The sequence below is a fragment of the Streptomyces sp. NPDC003034 genome (assembly GCF_053591375.1).
This window is the reverse complement of sequence record NZ_JBSFTS010000032.1, coordinates 40,460-60,929: the sequence shown is the minus strand read 5'-3', so window position 1 is coordinate 60,929 and position 20,470 is coordinate 40,460. Positions and strand designations below refer to the sequence as shown.

General features: G+C 71.6%; 20 protein-coding genes. 11 read left to right on the top strand and 9 right to left on the bottom strand.

The features are described from left to right. Window positions 1–123: 123 nt before the first annotated feature. Window positions 124–402 carry a GlsB/YeaQ/YmgE family stress response membrane protein gene (locus ACWDX7_RS25395; RefSeq protein ID WP_451492094.1) on the bottom strand — a complete coding sequence of 93 codons (279 nt, stop codon included), beginning with the start codon at window positions 400–402 and terminating at the stop codon, window positions 124–126. A 205-nt stretch (window positions 403–607) separates the two neighbouring features. Between ACWDX7_RS25395 and ACWDX7_RS25390 the strand changes: the two genes are divergently transcribed. Together ACWDX7_RS25390 and ACWDX7_RS25385 are read left to right on the top strand one after the other, a co-directional pair. Then, complete coding sequence (locus tag ACWDX7_RS25390) at window positions 608–1,441, top strand: PP2C family protein-serine/threonine phosphatase (protein ID WP_451492093.1); 834 nt, start codon at window positions 608–610, stop codon at window positions 1,439–1,441. A gap of 61 nt (window positions 1,442–1,502) precedes the next feature. Further along, window positions 1,503–2,495, top strand: a complete 993-nt coding sequence (locus tag ACWDX7_RS25385; RefSeq protein ID WP_451492097.1) for an MASE1 domain-containing protein — start codon at window positions 1,503–1,505, stop codon at window positions 2,493–2,495. 90 nt (window positions 2,496–2,585) lie between these two features. Here ACWDX7_RS25385 and ACWDX7_RS25380 read toward each other — a convergent pair whose 3' ends face one another. From ACWDX7_RS25380 to ACWDX7_RS25365, 4 genes are all read right to left on the bottom strand, one after another. Next, window positions 2,586–4,664 (bottom strand): SpoIIE family protein phosphatase, encoded by a 2,079-nt coding sequence (locus ACWDX7_RS25380; protein ID WP_451492092.1) that lies wholly within the window; start codon window positions 4,662–4,664, stop codon window positions 2,586–2,588. 26 nt (window positions 4,665–4,690) lie between these two features. Next, on the bottom strand, window positions 4,691–6,418 hold the full coding sequence (gene polX / locus ACWDX7_RS25375; protein WP_451492091.1) for a DNA polymerase/3'-5' exonuclease PolX: 1,728 nt from the start codon (window positions 6,416–6,418) through the stop codon (window positions 4,691–4,693). Window positions 6,419–6,533: 115 nt separating this feature from the next. Next, window positions 6,534–7,667 (bottom strand): amidinotransferase, encoded by a 1,134-nt coding sequence (locus tag ACWDX7_RS25370; protein WP_451492090.1) that lies wholly within the window; start codon window positions 7,665–7,667, stop codon window positions 6,534–6,536. A gap of 238 nt (window positions 7,668–7,905) precedes the next feature. Further along, on the bottom strand, window positions 7,906–8,583 hold the full coding sequence (locus tag ACWDX7_RS25365; protein WP_451492089.1) for an adenosylcobinamide amidohydrolase: 678 nt from the start codon (window positions 8,581–8,583) through the stop codon (window positions 7,906–7,908). 221 nt (window positions 8,584–8,804) lie between these two features. Between ACWDX7_RS25365 and ACWDX7_RS25360 the strand changes: the two genes are divergently transcribed. The 3 genes from ACWDX7_RS25360 to ACWDX7_RS25350 all read left to right on the top strand — a co-directional run bounded on the left by ACWDX7_RS25360 (window position 8,805) and on the right by ACWDX7_RS25350 (window position 11,094). Then, a complete protein-coding gene (locus ACWDX7_RS25360; protein ID WP_451492088.1) occupies window positions 8,805–9,749 on the top strand; it encodes a hypothetical protein in 945 nt (314 codons plus the stop codon). A gap of 163 nt (window positions 9,750–9,912) precedes the next feature. Continuing rightward, window positions 9,913–10,734 carry a rhomboid family intramembrane serine protease gene (locus ACWDX7_RS25355; RefSeq protein WP_451492087.1) on the top strand — a complete coding sequence of 274 codons (822 nt, stop codon included), beginning with the start codon at window positions 9,913–9,915 and terminating at the stop codon, window positions 10,732–10,734. A gap of 144 nt (window positions 10,735–10,878) precedes the next feature. Further along, window positions 10,879–11,094 carry a hypothetical protein gene (locus ACWDX7_RS25350; protein ID WP_451492086.1) on the top strand — a complete coding sequence of 72 codons (216 nt, stop codon included), beginning with the start codon at window positions 10,879–10,881 and terminating at the stop codon, window positions 11,092–11,094. A gap of 107 nt (window positions 11,095–11,201) precedes the next feature. Here ACWDX7_RS25350 and ACWDX7_RS25345 read toward each other — a convergent pair whose 3' ends face one another. Together ACWDX7_RS25345 and ACWDX7_RS25340 are read right to left on the bottom strand one after the other, a co-directional pair. Further along, the gene (locus ACWDX7_RS25345; protein ID WP_451492085.1) at window positions 11,202–12,410 is read right to left on the bottom strand and encodes a PP2C family protein-serine/threonine phosphatase; all 1,209 of its coding nucleotides are present in this window, start codon (window positions 12,408–12,410) and stop codon (window positions 11,202–11,204) included. Window positions 12,411–12,490: 80 nt separating this feature from the next. Continuing rightward, window positions 12,491–12,862 (bottom strand): STAS domain-containing protein, encoded by a 372-nt coding sequence (locus tag ACWDX7_RS25340; protein ID WP_451492084.1) that lies wholly within the window; start codon window positions 12,860–12,862, stop codon window positions 12,491–12,493. A 242-nt stretch (window positions 12,863–13,104) separates the two neighbouring features. On the opposite strand from ACWDX7_RS25340, the gene ACWDX7_RS25335 reads away from it, so the two are divergent. Together ACWDX7_RS25335 and ACWDX7_RS25330 are read left to right on the top strand one after the other, a co-directional pair. Then, window positions 13,105–13,491 carry a hypothetical protein gene (locus ACWDX7_RS25335; protein WP_451492083.1) on the top strand — a complete coding sequence of 129 codons (387 nt, stop codon included), beginning with the start codon at window positions 13,105–13,107 and terminating at the stop codon, window positions 13,489–13,491. 173 nt (window positions 13,492–13,664) lie between these two features. Next, complete coding sequence (locus tag ACWDX7_RS25330; protein ID WP_451492082.1) at window positions 13,665–14,030, top strand: hypothetical protein; 366 nt, start codon at window positions 13,665–13,667, stop codon at window positions 14,028–14,030. 248 nt (window positions 14,031–14,278) lie between these two features. Here the strand turns inward: ACWDX7_RS25330 and ACWDX7_RS25325 are convergent, their stop codons facing one another. Next, window positions 14,279–14,554, bottom strand: a complete 276-nt coding sequence (locus tag ACWDX7_RS25325) for a DUF3072 domain-containing protein (RefSeq protein ID WP_451492081.1) — start codon at window positions 14,552–14,554, stop codon at window positions 14,279–14,281. Window positions 14,555–14,660: 106 nt separating this feature from the next. Here ACWDX7_RS25325 and ACWDX7_RS25320 point away from each other — a divergent pair, with 106 nt between their 5' ends. The 4 genes from ACWDX7_RS25320 to ctaD all read left to right on the top strand — a co-directional run bounded on the left by ACWDX7_RS25320 (window position 14,661) and on the right by ctaD (window position 20,202). Continuing rightward, window positions 14,661–16,565 carry a glycoside hydrolase family 15 protein gene (locus tag ACWDX7_RS25320; RefSeq protein WP_451492080.1) on the top strand — a complete coding sequence of 635 codons (1,905 nt, stop codon included), beginning with the start codon at window positions 14,661–14,663 and terminating at the stop codon, window positions 16,563–16,565. Window positions 16,566–16,613: 48 nt separating this feature from the next. Then, a complete protein-coding gene (locus tag ACWDX7_RS25315; RefSeq protein ID WP_451492079.1) occupies window positions 16,614–17,225 on the top strand; it encodes a hypothetical protein in 612 nt (203 codons plus the stop codon). 152 nt (window positions 17,226–17,377) lie between these two features. Further along, window positions 17,378–18,217: a class I SAM-dependent methyltransferase gene (locus ACWDX7_RS25310; RefSeq protein ID WP_451492078.1), complete on the top strand. Its 840-nt coding sequence runs from the start codon at window positions 17,378–17,380 to the stop codon at window positions 18,215–18,217. A gap of 227 nt (window positions 18,218–18,444) precedes the next feature. Next, window positions 18,445–20,202, top strand: coding sequence for an aa3-type cytochrome oxidase subunit I (gene ctaD, locus ACWDX7_RS25305; RefSeq protein WP_451492077.1), 1,758 nt, complete (start codon window positions 18,445–18,447; stop codon window positions 20,200–20,202). Between the two features lie 22 nt (window positions 20,203–20,224). On the opposite strand, the gene ACWDX7_RS25300 is transcribed toward ctaD, so the two are convergent. Further along, window positions 20,225–20,419: a hypothetical protein gene (locus ACWDX7_RS25300; RefSeq protein WP_451492076.1), complete on the bottom strand. Its 195-nt coding sequence runs from the start codon at window positions 20,417–20,419 to the stop codon at window positions 20,225–20,227. Window positions 20,420–20,470 lie beyond the last annotated feature (51 nt).

The window sequence follows — 20,470 nt, the reverse complement described above, 5'->3', positions numbered from 1 at the left end:
GTTGCAGGAGGACAGGGCCGCGGTCAGCACCACGAAGTTGACGATGGCGGCGCCGACGCCGAGGCCCATCTTCTCGAAGACCCGTGAGGGTCCGGGACCGCGGCGTCAGCGGTTTCAGCCAGATCACGCGTGCCGGTGCGAACGCCGGTTTCCGGTGACGAGCCGGTAGACCGCGAGCAGGATGACCGAGCCGGCGATGGCGGCGATCCACGTCGAGAGGTGGAAGAAGCCGTCGATGGAGTCGACTCCGAAGATCACCTTGCCGAGCCAGCCGCCGAGGAGGCCGCCCGCGATACCGATGAGCATGGTGACGATGATGCCGCCCGGGTCCTTCCCCGGCATCAGAGCCTTGGCGATGGCTCCGGCCAGCAGCCCGATGAGGATCCAAGCGATGATGCCCATGTTGAGTCTCCTGCCTCGTCCTGTAGGAAGCTTGTAATCGTCGTCTGCGCCGCGGACGACGATCCAAACGTCCCCGTCTCCTTCGGCTGCGAACGGACGTGCGATGCGGCGGCGGTCTCTCGCCAGGTGATCAGCGAGAGGCGCACATATGATGAACCCGGGGTTTGGCACCGGGCCCTCAAGCGGACACACCTCGGAGCGGCCCATGGTCCCCCATCGGTCCACGCGGTCGGCGACCGCGGACGACCTGCTCACGCGGCTCGGGCGGCTCACCGCCCAGGCCCGGGAAGGGGCTGAGCTCCAGCAGGCCCGGGTGGAGCTGGCCGAAGCACTTCAGCGGGAGATCCTCCCGGCATCCCTGCCCTGCCTGCCGGGGCTCCGTACGGCGGCCAGGTACGCCCCGGCCCGGCACGGCCTGAGCATCGGCGGCGACTGGTACGACGGCTTCCAGCTGCCCGGAGGGGCGCTGGGCTTCTCCATCGGTGACGTGGAGGGCCACGACGTGGAGGCGGCCGCCTTCATGGGGCAGGTCCGCATCGCGGTCCGCGCCGTGGCGGCGGCCGCCGCCGACCCGGGCGAAGTCCTCAGCCGCGCCAACGATCTGTTGCTCTCCGTGGACTGCGACCTCTTCGCGACCTGCACCTTCCTGCGGTTCGATCCGGTCGCCGGGGAGATCCAGAGCGCCCGCGCCGGCCACGTGCCCGGCGTCTGGGCCACGGTCGACGGGCAGTACGGCGTCGTGGAGGACGGCGGCGGCCTGCCGCTGGGCATGCTGCCGGGCGCGGAGTACCCCGTGACCCGGCGCCGGCTGACGCTGGCGGGCTCATTGGTCCTGGTCACCGACGGGGTCGTGGAGGGGCCGTCCTTCCCGATCGAGGCGGGGCTGGAGCGGGTGGCCGAGGTGGTCGGGGCGGCGCCGGGCGCGGACCCGGGCCACCTGGCCGGCGAGGTGATGAAGGTCGCCGATTCCACCGGGCACGAGGACGACGCGGCGGTGCTCGTCCTGCGCCACGAGGCGGCCTCGGACCTGCCCGGCTGACGCGGAGGACCTCTTCGCGCGTGTCGGACTCCGCGACGGGCGCGGACTGTTGTCTGATGAAGTGATGCGCACCGAGGGCTTCCGACGTCTGTGCCCGGCTGTGCTCCGGATCCTCGCGGTCGCCGCCGCCTACTACGCGGGCGGGCGGGTGGGCCTGCTCCAGCAGGTGGTGATCGAGGGCGCGGTGGTGACGCCGCTGTGGCCGCCCACGGGCATCGCCCTCGGCTGCCTGCTCTGGATGGGACTGCGGGTGTGGCCGGGGATCGCGCTCGGCGCCTTCCTCGTCATCCAGTCGATCAGCCCGATCGACCCCGTCGGGGTGGGGATCGTGGTGGGCAACACCCTCGCTCCCGTATGCGCCTTCCTGATGCTCCGCCGGGTCGGCTTCCACTTCTCGCTCGACCGGCTCCGCGACGGTGTCGCGCTGGTCTTCCTCGGTGGCCTGGCCCCGATGCTGATCAGCGCCACCGTCGGAGCCTCGCTGCTGGTGGCCGCCGACAGCCTGCCGCCCAGCGGATTCTGGACCGTGTGGTGGGCGTGGTGGGCCGGCGACGCCATGGGCGTACTCGTGGTCACGCCACTGCTCCTCGTACTGCGCGAGGCCCGCTGGCCCGAGGACGCCTACCGGTGGGCCGAGACGGCTGCCCTGCTGGTCGCGGCCGTCGCCGTCACCCTCCTCGCGACCAGGAGCCAGCTGGCGCTGCTCTTCCTCGTCTTCCCGCTGCTGATCTGGGCGGCCTTGCGCTTCCAGCTGGCCGGGAGCGCGCCGTGCATGCTGCTGGTGTCCGTACTGGCGAACTCGGCGGCGATCGACCGGGCCGGGCCCTTCACGCACCACACCCTGGGCGAGGGCATGTCCAACCTCCAGGCGCTCAACGGCTGCGCCGCCCTGACCTCGCTGCTGCTGTCGGCGCTCGTCACCGAGCAGAACACCATCCGGCTGAGGATCGAGCAGGCGTGCCAGGACCTCGCGGGAGTCGTGGATCAGCTCACGTCCGGCAAGACCGCGTCCCGCTGGCCGCCGGAGAACGACGCCCGGCGGGCGGGAGGCTAAGGGCCAGCTCCGGGCAGTTCCCAGGGCGGGTTGTCCCAGCAGTGGGCGACGTCGGCGCCGTGCCTCGCGCACAGCAGACGGGCGGTGCGTCTACTGGGCGAGGTCCCCGCCGATGCGGGCGGCGAGGAGGGCGATGTCGTCGTCGGCCGAAGCCGGTACCAGTTCGGTGATCAGTGAATCGCACAGGTGGTCCAGCGGCTGCCGCGACGCGGTGAGCAGCGCGGTGAGCTCCTCCAGGCGTTCGTCGATGTCCCGGCCGCGGGCTTCGATCAGGCCGTCGGTGTAGAGCACCAGGACACTGCCGGCGGGCAGGGTGATACCGGTGGTGGTGAAGTCGAAGCCGCCGACGCCCAGCGGAACACCGGGCGGGCTCTGGACCACGTGTACGGAGCCGTCCGGCTCAGCCGCGACGGGCGGCGGGTGTCCGGCGCGGGTGATGGTGCAGTGGCCGGTCGCGGGGTCGCAGACGATGTACAGGAAGGTGGCGAGCATCGGCTCGGCGAGGTCGGCCAGGGCGGCTTCCAGCTGGTGCACCAAGTCGATGGGCGCCATGTCGAGACGGGCCAGCGCCCGGACGGTGGCGGACAGCCGGCCCATGACTGCGGCCGCCGCTATCCCGTGGCCCATGACGTCCCCGATGAGGAGGGCGGCCTTGCCGCCGGGCAGCTGGAGTACGTCGTACCAGTCGCCGCCGACTTCGTTGACGTCGCTCGCCGGCAGGTAGCGGTGGGCGACGCGGATCCCGGGCGGCGGGGTGACGTGCTGCGGCAGCATGCTGCGCTGCAGGACGACGGCGGTTTCGTGTTCGCGCTGGTAGAGACGGGCGTTGTCGATGCTGACGGCGGCGCGGGCCGCGAGTTCGCCGGCGAGGGTGACGTCGTCGGAGCCGAAGGGGCCGACGGGCCGGGTGCGGTAGAAGCTGGCGACGCCGAGCACCGTCTCCCGGGCGATGAGCGGGACCATCATGAACGAGTGCACGTTCACCGTGAGGAGTTGAGCGGGCCGGCTCGTATGGCGGGCCGCGGGGGCGATGGCCCGTTCGTCCAGACGGGGCATCAGGAACGGCTGGCGGGCGGTGAGGGCCACGGTGTAGGGGGCGGCGGCGGGGAAGGTGAGGGTCCGGCCGAGCGGGGCGAGGATCCGGGTGACATCGGACCCCGTCAGCGGTGCCTTGCCCAGGCGGCGCAGCGCCACCCCGCCGGTCAGCCCCATGCCCGGCTCGTCGCCCCGGGCGAGGCTCTCCAGGACGTCGACGGTGACGGCGTCGGCGAAGTGGGGGACGGCGAGGTCGGCGAGCTCCTGTGCGGTGCGCTCCAGATCGAGGCTGCCCCCGATCCGGAAGCTCGCCTGACTGAGCAGGGCCAGCCTGCGCCGCCCCGCCTCGGCCTCGGTGTGGGCCAGTTGCTGCTCGGTGATGTCGAGCAGTGAGGCGATCACCCCGATCGGCCGGCCGCCGGGATCCTCCACCCGTACGTAGGAGCACGACCACACCCGGTCGTGGTCCGGGTCGGCCGGGGTCCGGCCCGTACGCCGCCGGTCCAGCACCGGCTCACCGGTGTCCAGCACCTGCCGCATCGCCTCCTCCATCGCACCCGCGTTCACCTCGGGCAGCACCTCCGCCAGGCGGCGGCCCAGGTGGGCGGACTCGGTGAGACCGTTCATCGCTTCCAGCGCCGGATTGACCTGCAGGAACCGCAGCTCGGTGTCGAGGACGGCGATTCCGACCGGCGAGCGGGCGAACAGCCCGTCCCACAGCGCCGACGAACCCCGGATGCGGCGGGCCGCGTGGGCGTCGGCCGCGAACACCAGCACCGCCGAGGCGGAGTGGCGCCGGTCGGGTACGGGACAGGCCCAGATCTCCAGCTCCACCGGATGCCCGTCCCGGTGCCAGGCGGTGACCATCCCCATCACCCCGCGCCCGCCGGCGGCCCGCTCCCACAAGGACCGGCCCAGACTGCGGTCCGCTCCCGGATGCAGCAGGTCGCCGATGTGCCGGCCGACCACCTGCGACGGCGCGTAGCCGAGCAGCTCCTGCGCGGTCTGGTTCCAGCGCACGACCGTACCGTCGGCACTGGTGGCCACCTGCGCCAGGGGCAGGGCGCCCACCCACCCGCCGGCGTCCTGGGCGGCGCGGCTGATCAGTTCCTCGATCGGTGTCTGCTCATGCATCCGGCACCCGCCCTTCACGTCGCGCCTCAGGCGCGGTTGGCGCCCAGGAACCGGCGCAGCTTCGCCAGCGGCCACGTGTTGATGACGTCGCCCGCCGTCAGCCAGCCGCGCTGCGCCGTCGCCACTCCGTAGCGCAGGTACGGCAGATGGGTGGTGGCGTGCGCGTCGGAGTTCACGGCGAACTTCACGCCGTGGCTCTTCGCGAGCAGGATGTCCTCGTCACGCAGGTCCAGCCGCTCGGGATGCGCGTTGATCTCCAGAGCGGTGTCCGAGCGCGCGCAGGCCTCGAAGACCGCGTCCAGATCGGCGTCGATCCCCGGCCGTTTGCCGATCAGGCGCGTCGTGAGATGGCCGATGACGGAGACGTACGGATTCTCGCAGGCGCGGACGATACGCCGGGTGAGCTCCTGCCTGCTCTGGTGGAAGTGGGAGTGGACCGAGGCCACACAGATGTCGAAGCCCGCGAGGAACTCGTCGGGCCAGTCCAGGGTGCCGTCCGGGCCGATGTTGAGTTCCGTGCCGTGCAGCAGCCGCATCCTGTCGTGCGCGCTGTCGAGGGCGCGCACCCGCTCCCGCTGGGCGAGCATCTTCTCCGTCGTCATGCGCTGCATGTACAGGTTCGGCGCGTGGTCGGTGACGGCGTAGTACGCGTATCCGCGGGCGGCAGCGGCGGCGAGCATGTCCTCCAGCGGGGCCAGCCCGTCGGTGAGGTCGGTGTGGGTGTGCAGATCGCCGCGGATGTCCTCCTCCGTCAGCAGCGCGGGGAGTTCGCCGCGCAGCCCGGCCTCGATCTCGCCGCGGTCCTCGCGGAGCGTGGGCGGTATCCAGGGAAGCCCGAGCCGTGCGTAGATGGCCTCCTCGGTCTCGGAGGTGACGCTCTCGCCGCTCTCCACCTCGAAGAGCCCGTACTCCGACAGCTTCAGGCCCTGGCGCACGGCGAGTTCGCGGGTGCGGATGTTGTGCGCCTTGGATCCGGTGAAGTACTGGAGCCCCGCCCCCCAGGAGGCCGGGGGCAGGACCCGCAGGTCCACCTGGAGACCCGTGGTCGTCCGTACGGAGGTCTTCTTCTCTCCCCGCGCGATGACCTCGGCGGTCTGCGGGAGGGAGGTGAGGGCGTCCATGAACGGGGCGGAGCGGCGCGCCGCCACCAGGATGTCGACATCGCCGATGGTCTCCTTCATCCGGCGCAGGGACCCGGCGTACGTGCACCGGGCACAGCCGGGGACGCTCGACAGCTCCCCGACGAGCTGCTCGGCGACGTCCATGGCGGCGCTGAGGAGGATCCGGCCCTCGCCGGCCTTCTGCAGCAGGGAGATGCCGTGCAGGATGTTGGCCTCGGTCCGCTCCCCGAAGCCCTTCAGATCACGCAGTCGTTCCTGGTGGACGGCGTCGAGCAGCTGATCGACGGAGGTGACGCCCAGCTCCTCGTAGAGGACCATGGCCTTGCGGGGCCCCAGCCCGGGAATCGTGATCAGCTCACGCACTCCGACCGGCACGGAGGTCCTTGCCTCATCGACGGCGGACATGCGGCCGTGCCGCAGGAACTCCAGGATCTTCTCGGCGACCGACTTGCCGACGTTGGGGATCTCGCACAGTCCCTTGGCATCGAGAGTCGAAACGTCCTTCGGACAGCCCCCGACGGAACGGGCGGCCTTCTCGTAGGCGCGCGCTTTGAAGGCCTCGCCGCCCCGGATCGCGATGAGGTCGGCGTACTCCTGGAGCAGCGCCTCGACCTGGTCGTTGGCTCGGGCCATGCCTCCAGGGTGCCCCGCGCGCCCCGGGTGGGCATGCCGGGGCCGGAAGAACCCGTCCGAGTCGGCACGGCAGCGGTCGGCAGCCGACAGCCGCCGAAGGCTCCATCGGGGCCGGTCAGTCGAAGTACGACTCAAGCGTGCCGCGACGCCGGATGTCGAGGGTCGCGCAGTGGAATGAGCCGCCGAAGGGCGCGTAGTGCAGCAGGTCGCACGGAATCGGCTCGAAGCCCCATTTTTCGAGCGCGCGCAGCATGCCGGTGTGGTGCCGCTCGGCGATCACCCGTTTGTCGTCGATCATGAGCATGTTCATGCTGAGCCACTTGCCGCACAACGACGTCAGCTTGAGCAGGCGCTCGTCGATCGGGTCGGGCTCGGGGGCGATGAGGACCTCCCAGGAGCTCAAGACCTCGGGCAGCCGGTCGACGTCGATGTACTCCGGATTGACCAGCACCTTGCCCGGGGCGAGCGGGAGGAACGTCGTATCGATGTGCATGGGCGTGCGGCAGCGGCTCTCGACCTCGTGAATGCGATAGCCGGGCCCCAGATGGCGGCGCAGCCACTCGATGCCCATCCGGTTGGTGACATTGCTCCGCGTCACGAACAGGTCGCGTCCCGCGCGCACGAAATCCGCCGCGTCGAACACCGGCTCGAACTCGGTGAGGATGTAGCGCATGGGTTCCCCGGCCCCGGGGATACGGAAATCCGGCTCGAACAGCTCGTCGGTGAGCTGCGGCCTCGGCGCCGCCGTCCATCGCGCGCCGCGCCGGAAGTAGTCCTTGAGGATCGGGCGATAGGAGTGGGTCTCGAAATACCGGCACGGCCATGCCATCGGGGTCTCGATGATCTCGTCGCCGATCACGAGCATGCTGTCCCGGGGGCAGGTGTTGCAGAAACCGCGCGAGGACCAGTCGGGGGTGCTGAACCGCTGCCGGTGGTCGGCCGCGTCCGGACGCCTGACCGTGACGCCGAGGGACCGCAGGAGACCGATGAACTGGTCGAGCTCCTGCTGCGCCCGCTCCAGCAGCACCCGCGGGTACTTGTAGCCGGCGGCCAGCCCCTGCAACCGCGCCGCCCAGGGAGGGATATTGCAGGACACGACCGGATGGTTGGAGGGGATCGTCGCGCCGTCGAGCCGCCCGACGATGATCTCTTCCAGCGGATCCCACTCGTTGTGGGAACTCACCGGAGAGACGACGGGCTCCGCGGCCTCGGCCGCCTCGGCGGTCGTGGCCGGTTGCGTCGCCGTCATGCGGGGACCACGGCCCGCGCGAGGGCCTCGTCGCGCGCTGCCGCCGTCGGAATACCGGGCCTTTCCGCTGCCGTCATACTCAACCCCTCGCGATCGCAGAAGTCAGTGACTCAACATATCCACCAGGTTACCCAAAGTGAATGCCGAGGGCCGGGCGGCGCCACCACGGGCGAAGCGCCATCGGCACGGTCGGTAGGGGAGCCGCAAGCGGTGCCCGACGCTGCTGGTGCGCCCCGGTTCACGGCACCGGTATGGCCCGGTAGGTGGCCTGGTACACGGCGCGGGCCAGGCGGGCGCCCCACAGCGAGCGGGGCCCGGCGAAGGCGTGGAGCTCCTCGCCGGAGCGCGGCGTGCGTGCGGCGACGCACACCGCGTCGGTCGGGGTGCCGGAACAGTCGTATCCGGCGTCGAGCAGGGCCTGAACCTTGGCTTCCGTGGCGGTGGCCACCGCGTTGACCAGCGCGGCGTCGGTGAGTGCCACCGGGAGAACGGCGATGATGTTGATCGTTCCGGGCCCGGCCGGCGCGGCCGCGCCCTCCGCCGCGGAGGCGGCCCAGCCGCGCACGCTGACACCCGCCGTCGCGACTGCCTCCGCCCCGCCGTCGTGGGCATGGGCGTGGGCACGGACGTCGGCCGCCGTCATGAGACCCACGCCGGAACCCTCGGCTCCCGCCGTCCGGGCGAGCTCGGCGAGGTGCCGGGCCGGGTCGGTGCGCCGGTAGCCGTGGGACACCTGGGCGTTGAGGACCCAGGACCGCTCCGCCAGCCCGCCGCCGAGCACGGCGCTGCTGATCATCCGCCAGCCCGGACCCGCTGCCCAGAACAGGGCGTGCAGCCGCTCGCCGTCCTCGTCGCGGGTCAAGCGCCGCACGGACAGCAGACCGGCCGTGCGCGGTGGCGGGATGAGGGTGCTCACGTACGAAGCTCCTTGCGGACGGGGACGGGACGGGACGGGGACGGGGGATGGGCGGATGGCCGGAGGCGTGATCGGGTGCCGGCGCCCGCGTCAGTATCCCCGCCTGCCGGCCGACCGCCAGCGGCCGGGTCCGGGGGCCGCCGGCCTTCGCGCGGCGGCGCTCGGACATGTTCCCTGCCGGAGCTTGCCGGGGATGTTGGCAGGGGGGAGGTGGTCCGGTCATGAGTGGACCGATCTTGATCAGAGTGGGAAGTGACGGGCGCCCGGGCTCGGCCGTGGACCCGGATGTCGTGCACCCGTCCTTCTACGTGGACGAGTTCAGCAGCCGGCACGGCGAACCGCTGGGCCGGGACCTCGTGGAGGGCACCAAGGAGGAACGGCTGCGGTGGCAGGCCGCGGGGCGGGCGTACCGCAAGCAGGTCGGCGAGGCCTCGGCGAAGCTGCACCGGGCGCGCGGGCGCACCTGGTTACGGCGGCTGCCGGGAGGGCGGCGCAGGGCGGAGAGGGCCGAGGCGGAGTACCGCAAGCGGACCGCCGCCGCCACCGAGGTGTACCGGCCCGTGTACGAGGAGATCGCGCGCCGTCTGGAAGCCGGACGCGCGGAGCGCGGGCGCCGCACCGAGGAGTGGCAGCGGCAGCGGCGGCGGGAGGAGCTGAGGAAGCGGGCGGTGCGGGAGCGGTACGCGGAGCTGGGCGAGAAGGCGGTGTGGGGCTGGTTCGTGACGGAGGGGCCGAAGCGGCAGGCGGCCACGGCGCGGGTGTTCCGCCATGACGTTCCGGCCCTTCGGGCGCTGCCGTCGAGCGCGCGGCGGTCCGGGCAGCCGTTGACCGCTCAGGCCCTGGAAGAGGCGCTGCTCGGTCTGTCGCAGGACGGTGTGGCGGTGGTCGAGTGGGAGGCGGCCTCCTGCAAGGCGGTGGTGGACGAGTGCTCCGTGCCGGGCACCCGTGCTTCGTTCGCCCAGTGGTGGTCGGCCGTCACCTCGGGGCAGTGGCCCAGCCCGCACGAGCCGCCCCGGCTGCCACGCCAGCGGCCCGGCGGATCCGGGGCGCCCGCCGGATCCTCCCACCACGGCGGCCGGGAGAGCCACGGCGACGCGGGGGGCGGTGGCCCGGGCGAAGGCGGGTACGGGGGGAGCGGCGGTTGCACCTGCGCGGGCGGCTGCTGAAATCTTCCGGTGGCGTGGTCACCGCGCCACCGCGCCACCGCGCCACCGCGCCACCGCGGCACCGTACGGCGCAGAATGGCCAGTACTCGTACCTGTGGGGCCGTGGACTGTGGCGGGTGGCCCGCGTCAAGGCCGTTCGAGCTGGTGAGGGAGGGACCGTCCCGTGGTCATTCCGGTTCATGACGTCAATCCGGCGCGGCGCGTGCCATGGGTGGTCTACGCCCTGCTGACCGTGAACCTCCTCGCCTTCCTCCGTACGCCCGGCCTGGCCGGCTCGGTGGCGGGGGAGGCCTCGCTCGCCCAGGCGTGCGAGCTCCAGGCGTTCCTGGAGCGGTGGGCGGCGATTCCGCGGGAACTGATCGAACAGCGCCTGCCCCGGCTGGTGCCGACGGGTGAGGCGGCCGTGGGTCCGGCCGGCCCGGGCTGCGTGGTCGGTCCACCGGCGTACGAGAAGAGCCCGCCGCTGTCCGTGCTGACGGCGACGTTCCTGCACGGAAGCTGGGTCCACCTGCTCGGGAACCTGCTCTTCCTGTGGATCTTCGGAAACAACGTCGAGGACCGGATGGGCCACCTCCGGTTCACGCTGTTCTACCTCGTGTGCGGGTACGTCGCCGCATACGGCTTCGCCCTGGCCAACGCTTCGTCGGCCACTCCGCTGATCGGCGCCTCGGGCGCGATCGCGGGAGTACTGGGCGCCTACATCGTGCTGTATCCGACGGCCAGGGTGTGGGTGCTCGTGCCCTTCCTGGTCTTCCTGCCGCTGAGGCTGCCGGCCTGGGTGGTGCTGGGGATGTGGTTCGTCCTCCAGGCCCTCTATTCCTACGGCGGAGTCGTCGCCGAGGTCGGCACGGTGGCCTACCTGGCGCACGTGGCCGGATTCGTCACCGGGATGCTGCTGGCCCTCCCGCTGCGGCCGGGCACCACGCCGCCTCCTGAGCCGCCGGGCACGACGTGGGGCGGACGCAGGTCGTCCCCCTGGCGGTGAAGCCGGCGGGGGAAGTGGGTAGACGAGACAGAGGCGGGCGGCCGGGCCGGCCACCCCGTGCCCGTGCTGTGCGTTCGTTGAGCCGTATTCGTTGAGTTGTAATCGTTGAGCTGCATGTGTCGAAGGGATGAAGAGGAAACGGTCATGGAAGACATCGAACTCGGTGATCCGCGGGTGCTCACCCTTGCCAAGGCGCACCAGCAGGTCCTCCACGAGTCCGTGTGGCACATAGGCGCCGCCCGTTCCTGGGAGGCGCTGACCGAGGCGCAGAAGAAGCAGGCCGTCATGGATGCCCGGGAGTGGCTGCGCGCCGCTGACCGGGCAGGGCTCCTCGGGCCGGCTGCCCGAGCGGCTGGGTGACGGAGCGACAGGGGTGACCGGTCGGCGGACGGACGAGGCCGGGGGACCGGCCTGGTCCGTCGTGGCGACGCCGGTCCCTTTGGTAGGCGTTGGCGGGTGGAGAGGGCTCAGGGATCGGCGAGGGGCCGAAGCGTTTCCGCGAGGGGCGGGCCCTCATGGCCGTGCCATTCGCAGAGCAGCACGGTGGCGTCGTCGCCGAGCTGTCCGTCGTGGTGGTCGAGGACGGCGCGGACGAGGCGGCGCAGGGTTTCCGGGACGGGCAGGGCACCGGCCTGGTGGCGGATGACGAACTGGACGAAGCGGTCGAGGCCGAACTCGCGGCCGGTGCGGTCGCGGGCTTCGGTGATGCCGTCGGTGTAGAGGACGAGGCGGTCGCCCGGTTCGAGCTGCTCGCGGTAGACCTCTGCGGGCAGGCCGAGGTCAGTGCCCAGCGGATGGGTGGGCGGGCGGTCCAGCGCGGTGATCCAGCGCCCGGACCGGATGAGGATGGGCGGCGGGTGGCCGCAGTTGATCCAGGACAGCACTCCGGTCACCATGTCGAGATCGGCGAGGACCGCGGTCGCGTAGCGGTCGAGGGTGAATTGCTCGATGAGCATGGCTTCGATGCCGTCGCGGGCCTCGCTGAGGCCCATGCCCTGGCGGCGCTGGTTGCGGCAGGTGGCCATGGCGAGGTTCGCGGTCAGTCCGGCGGCCGTGTCGTGGCCCATCGCGTCGAAGACGGCCAGGTGCACGGTGTCGGCTGCCAGGGCGTAGTCGAAGGCGTCGCCGGCGGTGGCGTAGGCGGGTTCCATCGCGGCCGCGATGGTGACGCGGGGGCCGGCGAAGGTGCGCGGCGGCATCAGGGTCCACTGCATCTCCGCTGACACGGACATCGGTTGCACACGGGTGAGGCGGGCGTAGGAGTCGCTGTGGGACCGGGTCGCGACCACGAGCATGCCGACCAGTGAGGCGAGGTCGTTCATGGCTTCCCGGGCTTCCTGGTCCGGCTCCTGCCGGGTGCCCACGGACATGACGCCCAGGCGTTCGGTGCCGTCCAGCAGCGGCAGCCACTGCAACGGCTGGCCGCCGGTGGTTCCGCTCAGTCCGTGCATGCTCTGGAAGACACGGCCGGCAAGGGTGGCGTCGATGCGCAGTTCCTGGCCTCCGCGCCCGGCGTCGATTCCCCGGCCGGTGATTTCACGCAGCGTGTCCTCGCGCAGGTCGGACAGGTACAAGCGGACGGGGGCGAAGCCGGCCCGTGCGGCGTGCTCCGCCACCAGAGCGGGGAGCTGCTCGAAGGTGGCGAGGTGGCTCGCCCTGAGCAGGTTCCTGAGCATGCCGGCGTAGTCCGGAGCCGAGGGGGTCCGGCCCCCGCCCGGGTCCGCGGAAGGGGATGCGTTCGGATCTCCGCCGGTCGTCATGGGCGGGCCGCGTCCTGTGCCAGGCCGGAGCCGGGGCGGGGTTTCGCGAGGATCGCCTGGGCGGTGGACGCGTAGACCCTGGGCGTCGACCGGCTGCCGCCGATTCCCAGCAGACGCCGCGATTCGTCCGTCGACGTGACCACGGCCAGCGAGGCGCCGACAGCGGTGCAGAGCCGGTACGCACGGTGGACCACACTGATCGCGGCGACCGACGGGGGGCCCGCCGCCAGCTCCAGGACCACGTAGTCGGCGCGGTGGGCGTGCACGAGGCTCTCGATCGACAGCGCCACGGCGGCACGGTTGCCGATGTCGATCGGACCGTGGAGGGAGATGACCAGAACGCCCTGGTCTACGGCGTAGGTGAGCAATGGCGGTCCTCGATGACATGTGGGCCGGTGGTGCAGCCCATCCCAGCCGATATCTGCCCGGTCCTCCGTACGCCACACTCACCCTACGCCGTTCGCCGCCGGACGGCCGGAGCGGCGTGGCACGGGAGGCGCCGCCCCGGACGTCGCCGCTACCGGGCGCAGGGGACCGCAGATAATCTGGAAGAGACATTCCGCAGCGGAAAAGCCTGGGAAAGAGACGTCCCGCGGTCCCGGAGGCGGTCATGGCCCGTACCCGTCGCTTCCACGTCGATCTGGAGGGCCACTCCGTCACGGTTCTCCTCGAATGGCCCGGGCACGAGATCGAGGTCCTGGTCGACGGGAAGGTCGTGGCCTACCGCCGTAAGCCCGAGCGGCACGGCACGGTGCTGCACGCGGAGCTGCCCACCGATCCGCCGCAGCCCCTCACCATCCTCGTCGAGGACATGGGGCACACCCCTTTCTGCTCCCTGGTGACCCCCGACGCCCGATACCGCCGCTTCCTGATGCCCGAGGAGCCGCTGACGACCCACGACAGCCACGGGTGGCGGCCTGGGCACGCGGTGCGAAGACTGGTCCGGCAAGTGCTGCGGCGCCTGCGCCGCTTCCTGCGCCGCCTGCGCGGGCGATGACCGGACCGGGTTCACGGCGCCCGCCCCGTACGGCGCCCGCCCCCGTACGGCGCCCGCCCCCGTACGGCGCCGGCCCCTCACGGAGTCGCCCCCGGGCGGGGTCGAGACCGTGGCGGAGCAGCTGGCCGCGGCGCGTGAGCGCCCGAAGATTCCCCGTCGAAGGGAGCCGAGCCATGGCACGGGTAGTGGTGCGGGAGCCCTACATCGTGGTGCGTCTGTCCTGGTGGGAGAAAATCCTCGCGCGCCGCCGTGAGGTGACGGTCCCGCTGCACGCCCTGCGTCGGGTGTACATCCAGCCCGACTGGTGGCGTGTGCTGAGGGGTTCTTGCGGCAGAGGGGTCTGGATCCCAGCACGGCGATGCATCGGTGTCCGCCACCTGGGGGAGGTGAAGGACTTCGTCGCCGTCCGCGCCGACACGCCGGTGCTGTGCGTCGAACTGGGCGCCACCGCTCCGTTCAGCCGCCTGGCCGTCTCCGACCCGCAGCCGCAGGAGCCACTGCGCGCCCTGGCGCCCCGCATACCGCACAGCCTCGTATGACTCGGTTCCGCCCGGGCGCCCGGACGGAGCCGTCGACCGCAGGTACGCCGTGACACCTGCGCGCGGGGCCGGATGGCGGCCAGCCATGCGATGGCGCCGTACGGACCCGCGCGGTCAGCCGGGACACCTCCGCACGGCGCGCCGCCCCCGTACCGCGCACGGCTGCCGCCCGTACGTACGGCAGCCGTCAGGCGCGGGCTCCACGGGCAGGGCCACGCCGAGGCGCACCCCCTGTCCGCGGTGCTGCTCTACCGCCCGGTCTCGTCCGAGGCGTCGGGGCCCTTCCCGGGGGCGTCCGGGGAACCGCCCGTGCGCGGCGATGCCTGCTGCAGGCGGTCGATCATCCGCGATGCCTCGGCCTTGGTGAGATCCGGGGGGACCTCTTCGCTCGCTTCCCTGGCCAAGGTGTGCAGGTAACTCAGCTGTGGTCCGGTGGCCGGCTCGTCTCCGGTCACCCAGTCCGCCACGTCCTTGCTCGGGTTCTGCTCGCTCTGGTTCTGCTCGCTCTGGTTCTGCTCGCTCATGCTGTCCGGCTACCCACTTTTCGCCGCGGATCTCCTACCGCCAAGGGCTGGGCGTTTCGGGGGCCCCTTCCCGAGTCGGGGGAGGGCAGCAGGGTAGAGGCCGGGCATGAGCGAGTGGCGGCCGCCGGCCTACCGGCAGGGGTACCTGCCGATCGAAGACCACAGCCTCGTCGGTGACGGATCCACCTGCGCCGTAGTGGGGCTCGACGGCACGGTGGGCTTCTTGTGCCTGCCGCGGTTCGACTCGCCGCCGCTGGTGTGCGCCCTGCTCGACCGCAACCGGGGCGGCGAGATGGTCCTGGCCCCCGACGGCCTTCGGGAGGCCCGCCAGCACTACATACCCGACACGGGCGTGCTGGTGACCGACATGCGGTCGGCCGAGGGAGCCGTGCAGGTGACCGACGCCTTCCTGCTGCGGCCCGGGGCGGTTCTTGAGGACGACACTCCCGCGGGAACGGGCACGTTCCTGCGTCAGGTCGAGGTCGTGCAGGGCAAGGTGGAACTGCGGGTGACCCTCCAGCCGCGCGGCGGAGCCACCGTCCGCGCCGGCGGCGATCCGCTGGCCGTACGGCTCACCTGCCCGCTCCAGGGCGTGACGGTGACCCTGCGGTCCTCACGGCCGCTGCCCGGGCCGACCGGCACGCTGAGCCTCTCGGCAGGCGAGCGCTTCCACCTCTCCCTCCACTGGGACGAGACGTTCCTGGGGAAGGACGCACCTCAGGGAGAGACCGCGATGCGGGGGAACGAGGCCACGGCCCCCGCACCGGTGCCCGCGGCGAACGACCCCTTCCGGGAGACGGTGCGCGCCTGGCGGCGCTGGACGCAGCACCTGCTCGACGACGTCCCGCAGCGCGCCCTCGTCCGGCGGTCGGCCATCACGCTGAAGATGCTGGACCACGTGGCGAACGGCGCCATCGTCGCGGCTGCCACCTCGTCACTGCCCGAGCGGATCGGCGGAAACAGGAACTGGGATTACCGCTACGCGTGGATACGCGACGCCGCCTACACCGTCTTCGCACTGCGCCGGATCGGGCTCCCGGTGGAGGCCGGAGGCTTCGTCACCTGGGTACTGGACGCCGTCCACTCCTCCGGCGGCCCCAGAGTCGTCTACGACATCGACGGCCGACCGCCTCCCGCCGAGGTGACGGACCCGCTCCTGGAGGGCTACCGCCACTCGGCGCCGGTGCGCTGGGGCAACGCCGCCTCCGAACAGGTCCAGCACGATGCCTACGGGGAGATCCTGGACTGCGCCTTCCAGTGGGCGGCCACCGGGGGCACTCTCCCGCCCGGGCTGTGGGAGCGGCTGTGTGACCTGACCGAGCGGGCCGGCTCGGCCTGGGCCCGCCCCGACCACGGCATCTGGGAAGTGCGGGCCGCCCCCAGGCCCTTCACCTACTCGGCGGCCATGTGCCAAGTGGCCCTCCACCGCGCCGCGCGCCTGGCCCGCCGCCTGTCCCTGCCGGGCAGGCCCGAGGTCTGGGAAAGCCGGGCGCGGCACATCACCGACCGCATCCTGACCGATGCCTGGGACCCGCGGCAGGAAGCCCTGACCGAACACCTCGGCCCCGGCGGCGGTCTGGACGCCTCCCTGCTCGCCCTGCCGCTACGACGCGTCGTGGCGGCCGACCACCCCAAGATGGCCGCGACCTGCCGGGCCGTCGCCGAGCGCCTGGACGCCGGCGGAGGCCTGCTCTACCGCTACCTGCCGGAGGTCTCCCCCGACGGCATCGGCGGCCCCGAAGGTGCCTTCCTGCTGTGCAGCTTCTGGCTCGTGGACAATCTGGTCGGCCAGGGACGCGTCGAGGAGGCCGGTCTCCTCTTCGAGCGCCTGTGCTCCTACGCCGGGCCCACGGGGCTCCTGCCCGAGCAGATCCAGCCCGGTGACCACACCTTCCTCGGCAATTTCCCGCAGGGCCTGAGCCATGTGGGTCTGATCTCCTCAGCCGTCGTACTGGGCCGCGTCGAGCGGGGGATACGCCCCGAACTGTCGACCCACGCGTGGTTCGGCTAGCGCGTTTCCCTCGGCTCTTGCCGGCTCGGGGGCAACCGGGACGGGACGGTGGCCGTCTTTCCCGCCGGGGTGGTGTCGTTGTCGGAGACGGAGCCGCAGAGGCGGCCGTTCGGCTGGGCCGTACCGCTCGTCGCCGTGGCGGCCCTGTTCGGCTGGGCCCACTGGTACTACGCCGGCTCCTCGCCGCCGTCGGCCGCGGTCGCCGTGGCGGGCGGAGCGGTCCTGGTCGTGGTGGCCTGCGCGGGGTACTACATCCACATCGGCGGCAGCGGCGGCTTCTTCGGGGCGCTCTTCCTCGGGTTGGGGCTGCTGGTGACGGTGGTGGCCGTGGACCAGGCGGCGGCGCGCGGCGAAGTCGCCACCTGTGTCGTACGCGAGGTCCAGACCAAGACGCAGCCTTCCTTCGGGGAGGGCGCTCCCCCCGAGAAGACCCTGTACCGCTTCCTGCTGCGCTGCCCGGGCGGTTATCCCACCGAGCTCAAGGACGACCGGGCCATCGCCGCCGAGGGTGAGGAAGTGCGGGTGGCCTACGACCCCGAGGGCCGGGTGTCCCCGGCGGCGGAGGGCGGGACCACGCCGACGAGGGCCGCTCTGTATGCCGCGGTCCTGCTCCTCCTCAGCACGACGATCGCTCTGGGCAGGCGCGCCCCGGATCAGTAGGACCGGATCAGTAAGGACCGGATGCGGTAGGGACAGGCTCAGTAGGCACCCGATCGGTGCGGGCTTGGGCGAGACGCCCGCCACGCGCCGTCCGGGGGGCCACACTTGTGCCACCGGCGGCAAGGCGCCCCGGTGTCCCGGGAGGTGGCGCGTTGGCAAGCGAAGCTCGCAGGCCCGTCCAGACCATGCGGCCCGCGGTGGAGAAGACGTACGGGCCCGACGACCTCAGCGCGGTGCCCGTCTTCGCCGGCGGGTTCATCAACTTCGGCTACTGGCGCGGTATCGGCCTCGACGGATCCCTTTCGCACGACGACCGGGTCCGCAGCCAGCAGGACCTCTACCGGCACGTCCTGGACACCGCCGGGGCCGTGGAGGGCCGCCGCGTACTCGAAGTGGGCTGCGGGCTGGGCATCGGCTGCGCGCTCGCCCTGGAGGAGTACGGACCCGAGCACGTCACCGGCATGGACATCCATCCGCAGCAGCTCCAGCGGGCCCGGCAGGCCAACGCCCGCCTGCTGGACGCGCGGCCGCAGCGGCTCGCCTTCGTCCAGGGCGCGGCCGAGGATCTGCCCTTCGGCGACGGGGAGTTCGACTGCCTCTACAGCGTCGAGGCGGCCCAGCACTTCCCGGACCTCACGGCCTTCGCCCGCGAGGCGGCGCGCGTGCTGCGCCCCGGAGGGCGCGCGGTGATCGCCAGCTTCTTCACCGTGGACGACGCCCCGGAGCGCGCCGAGCGGCTCGCGGAACTGCTCGACTCCTACGCCAGCGGGCTGGACATCGCCCGCCCCGCCGCCGGCCTCACGGACGCCCTCACCGGGGCCGGACTGACCCGGGTACGCGCCGCCTCCATCGGACCGGACGTCTGGGAGGGCTGGGACCGCTGGCTGGCGCGCCTGTGGCAGCCGGGCACCTGGCCCCGCAACTTCCTCCGCGCCTACCGGGAGGGCGTCCTCGACTACTACGTCATCTCCGCCGACCAACCGCCGAGCTGACGGCCCGCCGGGCCGGCGCAGCCCGGTACCACCGAGCGCGGCCGGTGTGCGGCACGAGAGATCACCCGTACGCGACCGCGGGGTGAGCGGGATTCCCGCAGGGCCGGAGGTAGACAGGGAGGCAGACAGGAAGGCCGGCGGAAGACGGGAGGGGGCGAGGGCCGTCCGGGAAGAGACCTGCTCCCGCATCCACCGGGTACCACCGGGCTTCGCACAAGGGACCGTACATGGTGACGTCGACTGAACCCGTGACCCCCATTCCGGTGCGGGGGCGCGGGTGGGGGACCGTGCTGGTCTCCTGGATCACGACCACCGACCACAAGAAGATCGGGCACCTGTATCTGATCGCGTCGTTCGCGTTCTTCGTGTTCGGCGGGGTACTGGCTCTCCTGCTCCGGGCGGAGCTGGCCCGTCCCGGACTCCAGATGCTCTCCAACGAGCAGTACAACCAGGTCTTCACGCTGCACGGCACGGTGATGCTGCTGCTGTTCGCGACGCCCACCTTCGCCGGTTTCGCCAACGCGATCATGCCGTTGCAGATCGGCGCGCCGGATGTGGCCTTTCCCCGGCTGAACATGCTGTCGTTCTGGCTGTTCCTCTTCGGCGGCCTGATCGTGGTCGCCGGTCTGGTCACGTCCCAGGGCACCGCCGACTTCGGCTGGACGGCCTACACCCCGCTGAGCAGTGTGGAGCGCAGTCCGAGCGTCGGCTCGGACATGTGGATCATGGGGCTGGCGCTGGCGGGGTTCGGCACGATCCTGGGGTCGGTGAACTTCGTGACGACCATCATCTGCCTGCGGGGACCGGGGATGACGATGTTCCGGATGCCGATCTTCACCTGGAACGTCCTGCTCACCTCGGTGCTGGTGCTCTTCGCGTTCCCGGTGCTCGCGGCGGCGCTGCTGGTCCTGGAGTCGGACCGGCGCTTCGGCTCGCAGGTCTTCTCGCCCTCCAACGGCGGGGCCTTGCTGTGGCAGCACCTGTTCTGGTTCTTCGGGCATCCCGAGGTCTACATCATCGCGCTGCCGTTCTTCGGGATCATCACGGAGATCATCCCGGTGTTCTCGCGCAAGCCGATCTTCGGGTACATCGGCCTGGTCGGCGCCACGCTGGCCATCGCGGGGCTTTCGCTGACGGTGTGGGCGCACCACATGTTCGCCACGCAGGCCGTGCTGCTGCCGTTCTTCTCCTTCATGACCTTCCTGATCGCGGTGCCCACCGGGGTGAAGTTCTTCAACTGGATCGGCACGATGTGGAAGGGGTCGCTGTCCTTCGAGACACCGATGCTGTGGTCGATCGGCTTCCTGGTCACCTTCCTCTTCGGCGGGCTGACGGGCATCATCCTGGCCTCGCCGCCGATGGACTTCCACGTCACCGACTCGTACTTCGTGGTGGCCCACTTCCACTACGTGGTCTTCGGGACGGTCGTCTTCGCCATGTTCGCCGGGTTCTACTTCTGGTGGCCGAAGATGACCGGCACCCTGCTGGACGAACGGCTGGGGAAGATCCATTTCTGGACGCTGTTCATCGGCTTCCACCTGACCTTCCTCGTCCAGCACTGGCTGGGCGCGGAGGGCATGCCGCGCCGCTACGCGGACTACCTGCACGCGGACGGTTTCACCCTGCTGAACACCCTTTCCTCGATCGGGGCGTTCCTGCTGGGGGCCTCGACGCTGCCGTTCTTCTACAACGTGTGGAAGACCGCGAAGTTCGCCCCGCGGGTGGAGGTGGACGACCCGTGGGGCTTCGGCCGCTCCCTGGAGTGGGCGACCTCCTGCCCGCCGCCGCGGCACAACTTCGTCACCCTGCCCCGGGTGCGCTCGGAGTCACCGGCCTTCGACCTGCACTACCCCGAGATCGCGGCCCTCGACTGGGGCAAAGCGGACAAGCGCGACGTCATCGACCAGGACGACGCGTCCGCGCCCGGAGGCTCGGTATCCGGCTCGGGGCCGGACCGCCCCTCCGGGCCGGAGCAGCCGCAGTAGGCGCTCGGTTCAACCGGACAGTTCAACCGGATGCCGGGTCCTGCGATTGCGGTCCCGGGCTGCCGACTTCCGGGTCGGTGCCACGGCGGCCCCGTTCTCCTTGCGGGTGCTGTCCGCTCTCCTGGGCCTTCTCCTCCTGCGGGGGTACGTCCTTCTCGCCGGTGACCCGTTCGAGAGGCGATTCCATGTCGGGGCGCCGTTCCGTGGGCTCGTTCATCGCTCCGCTCCTTCGCTCCTGAGGGACATGCTGCGGGAGCCGATGGGCGCC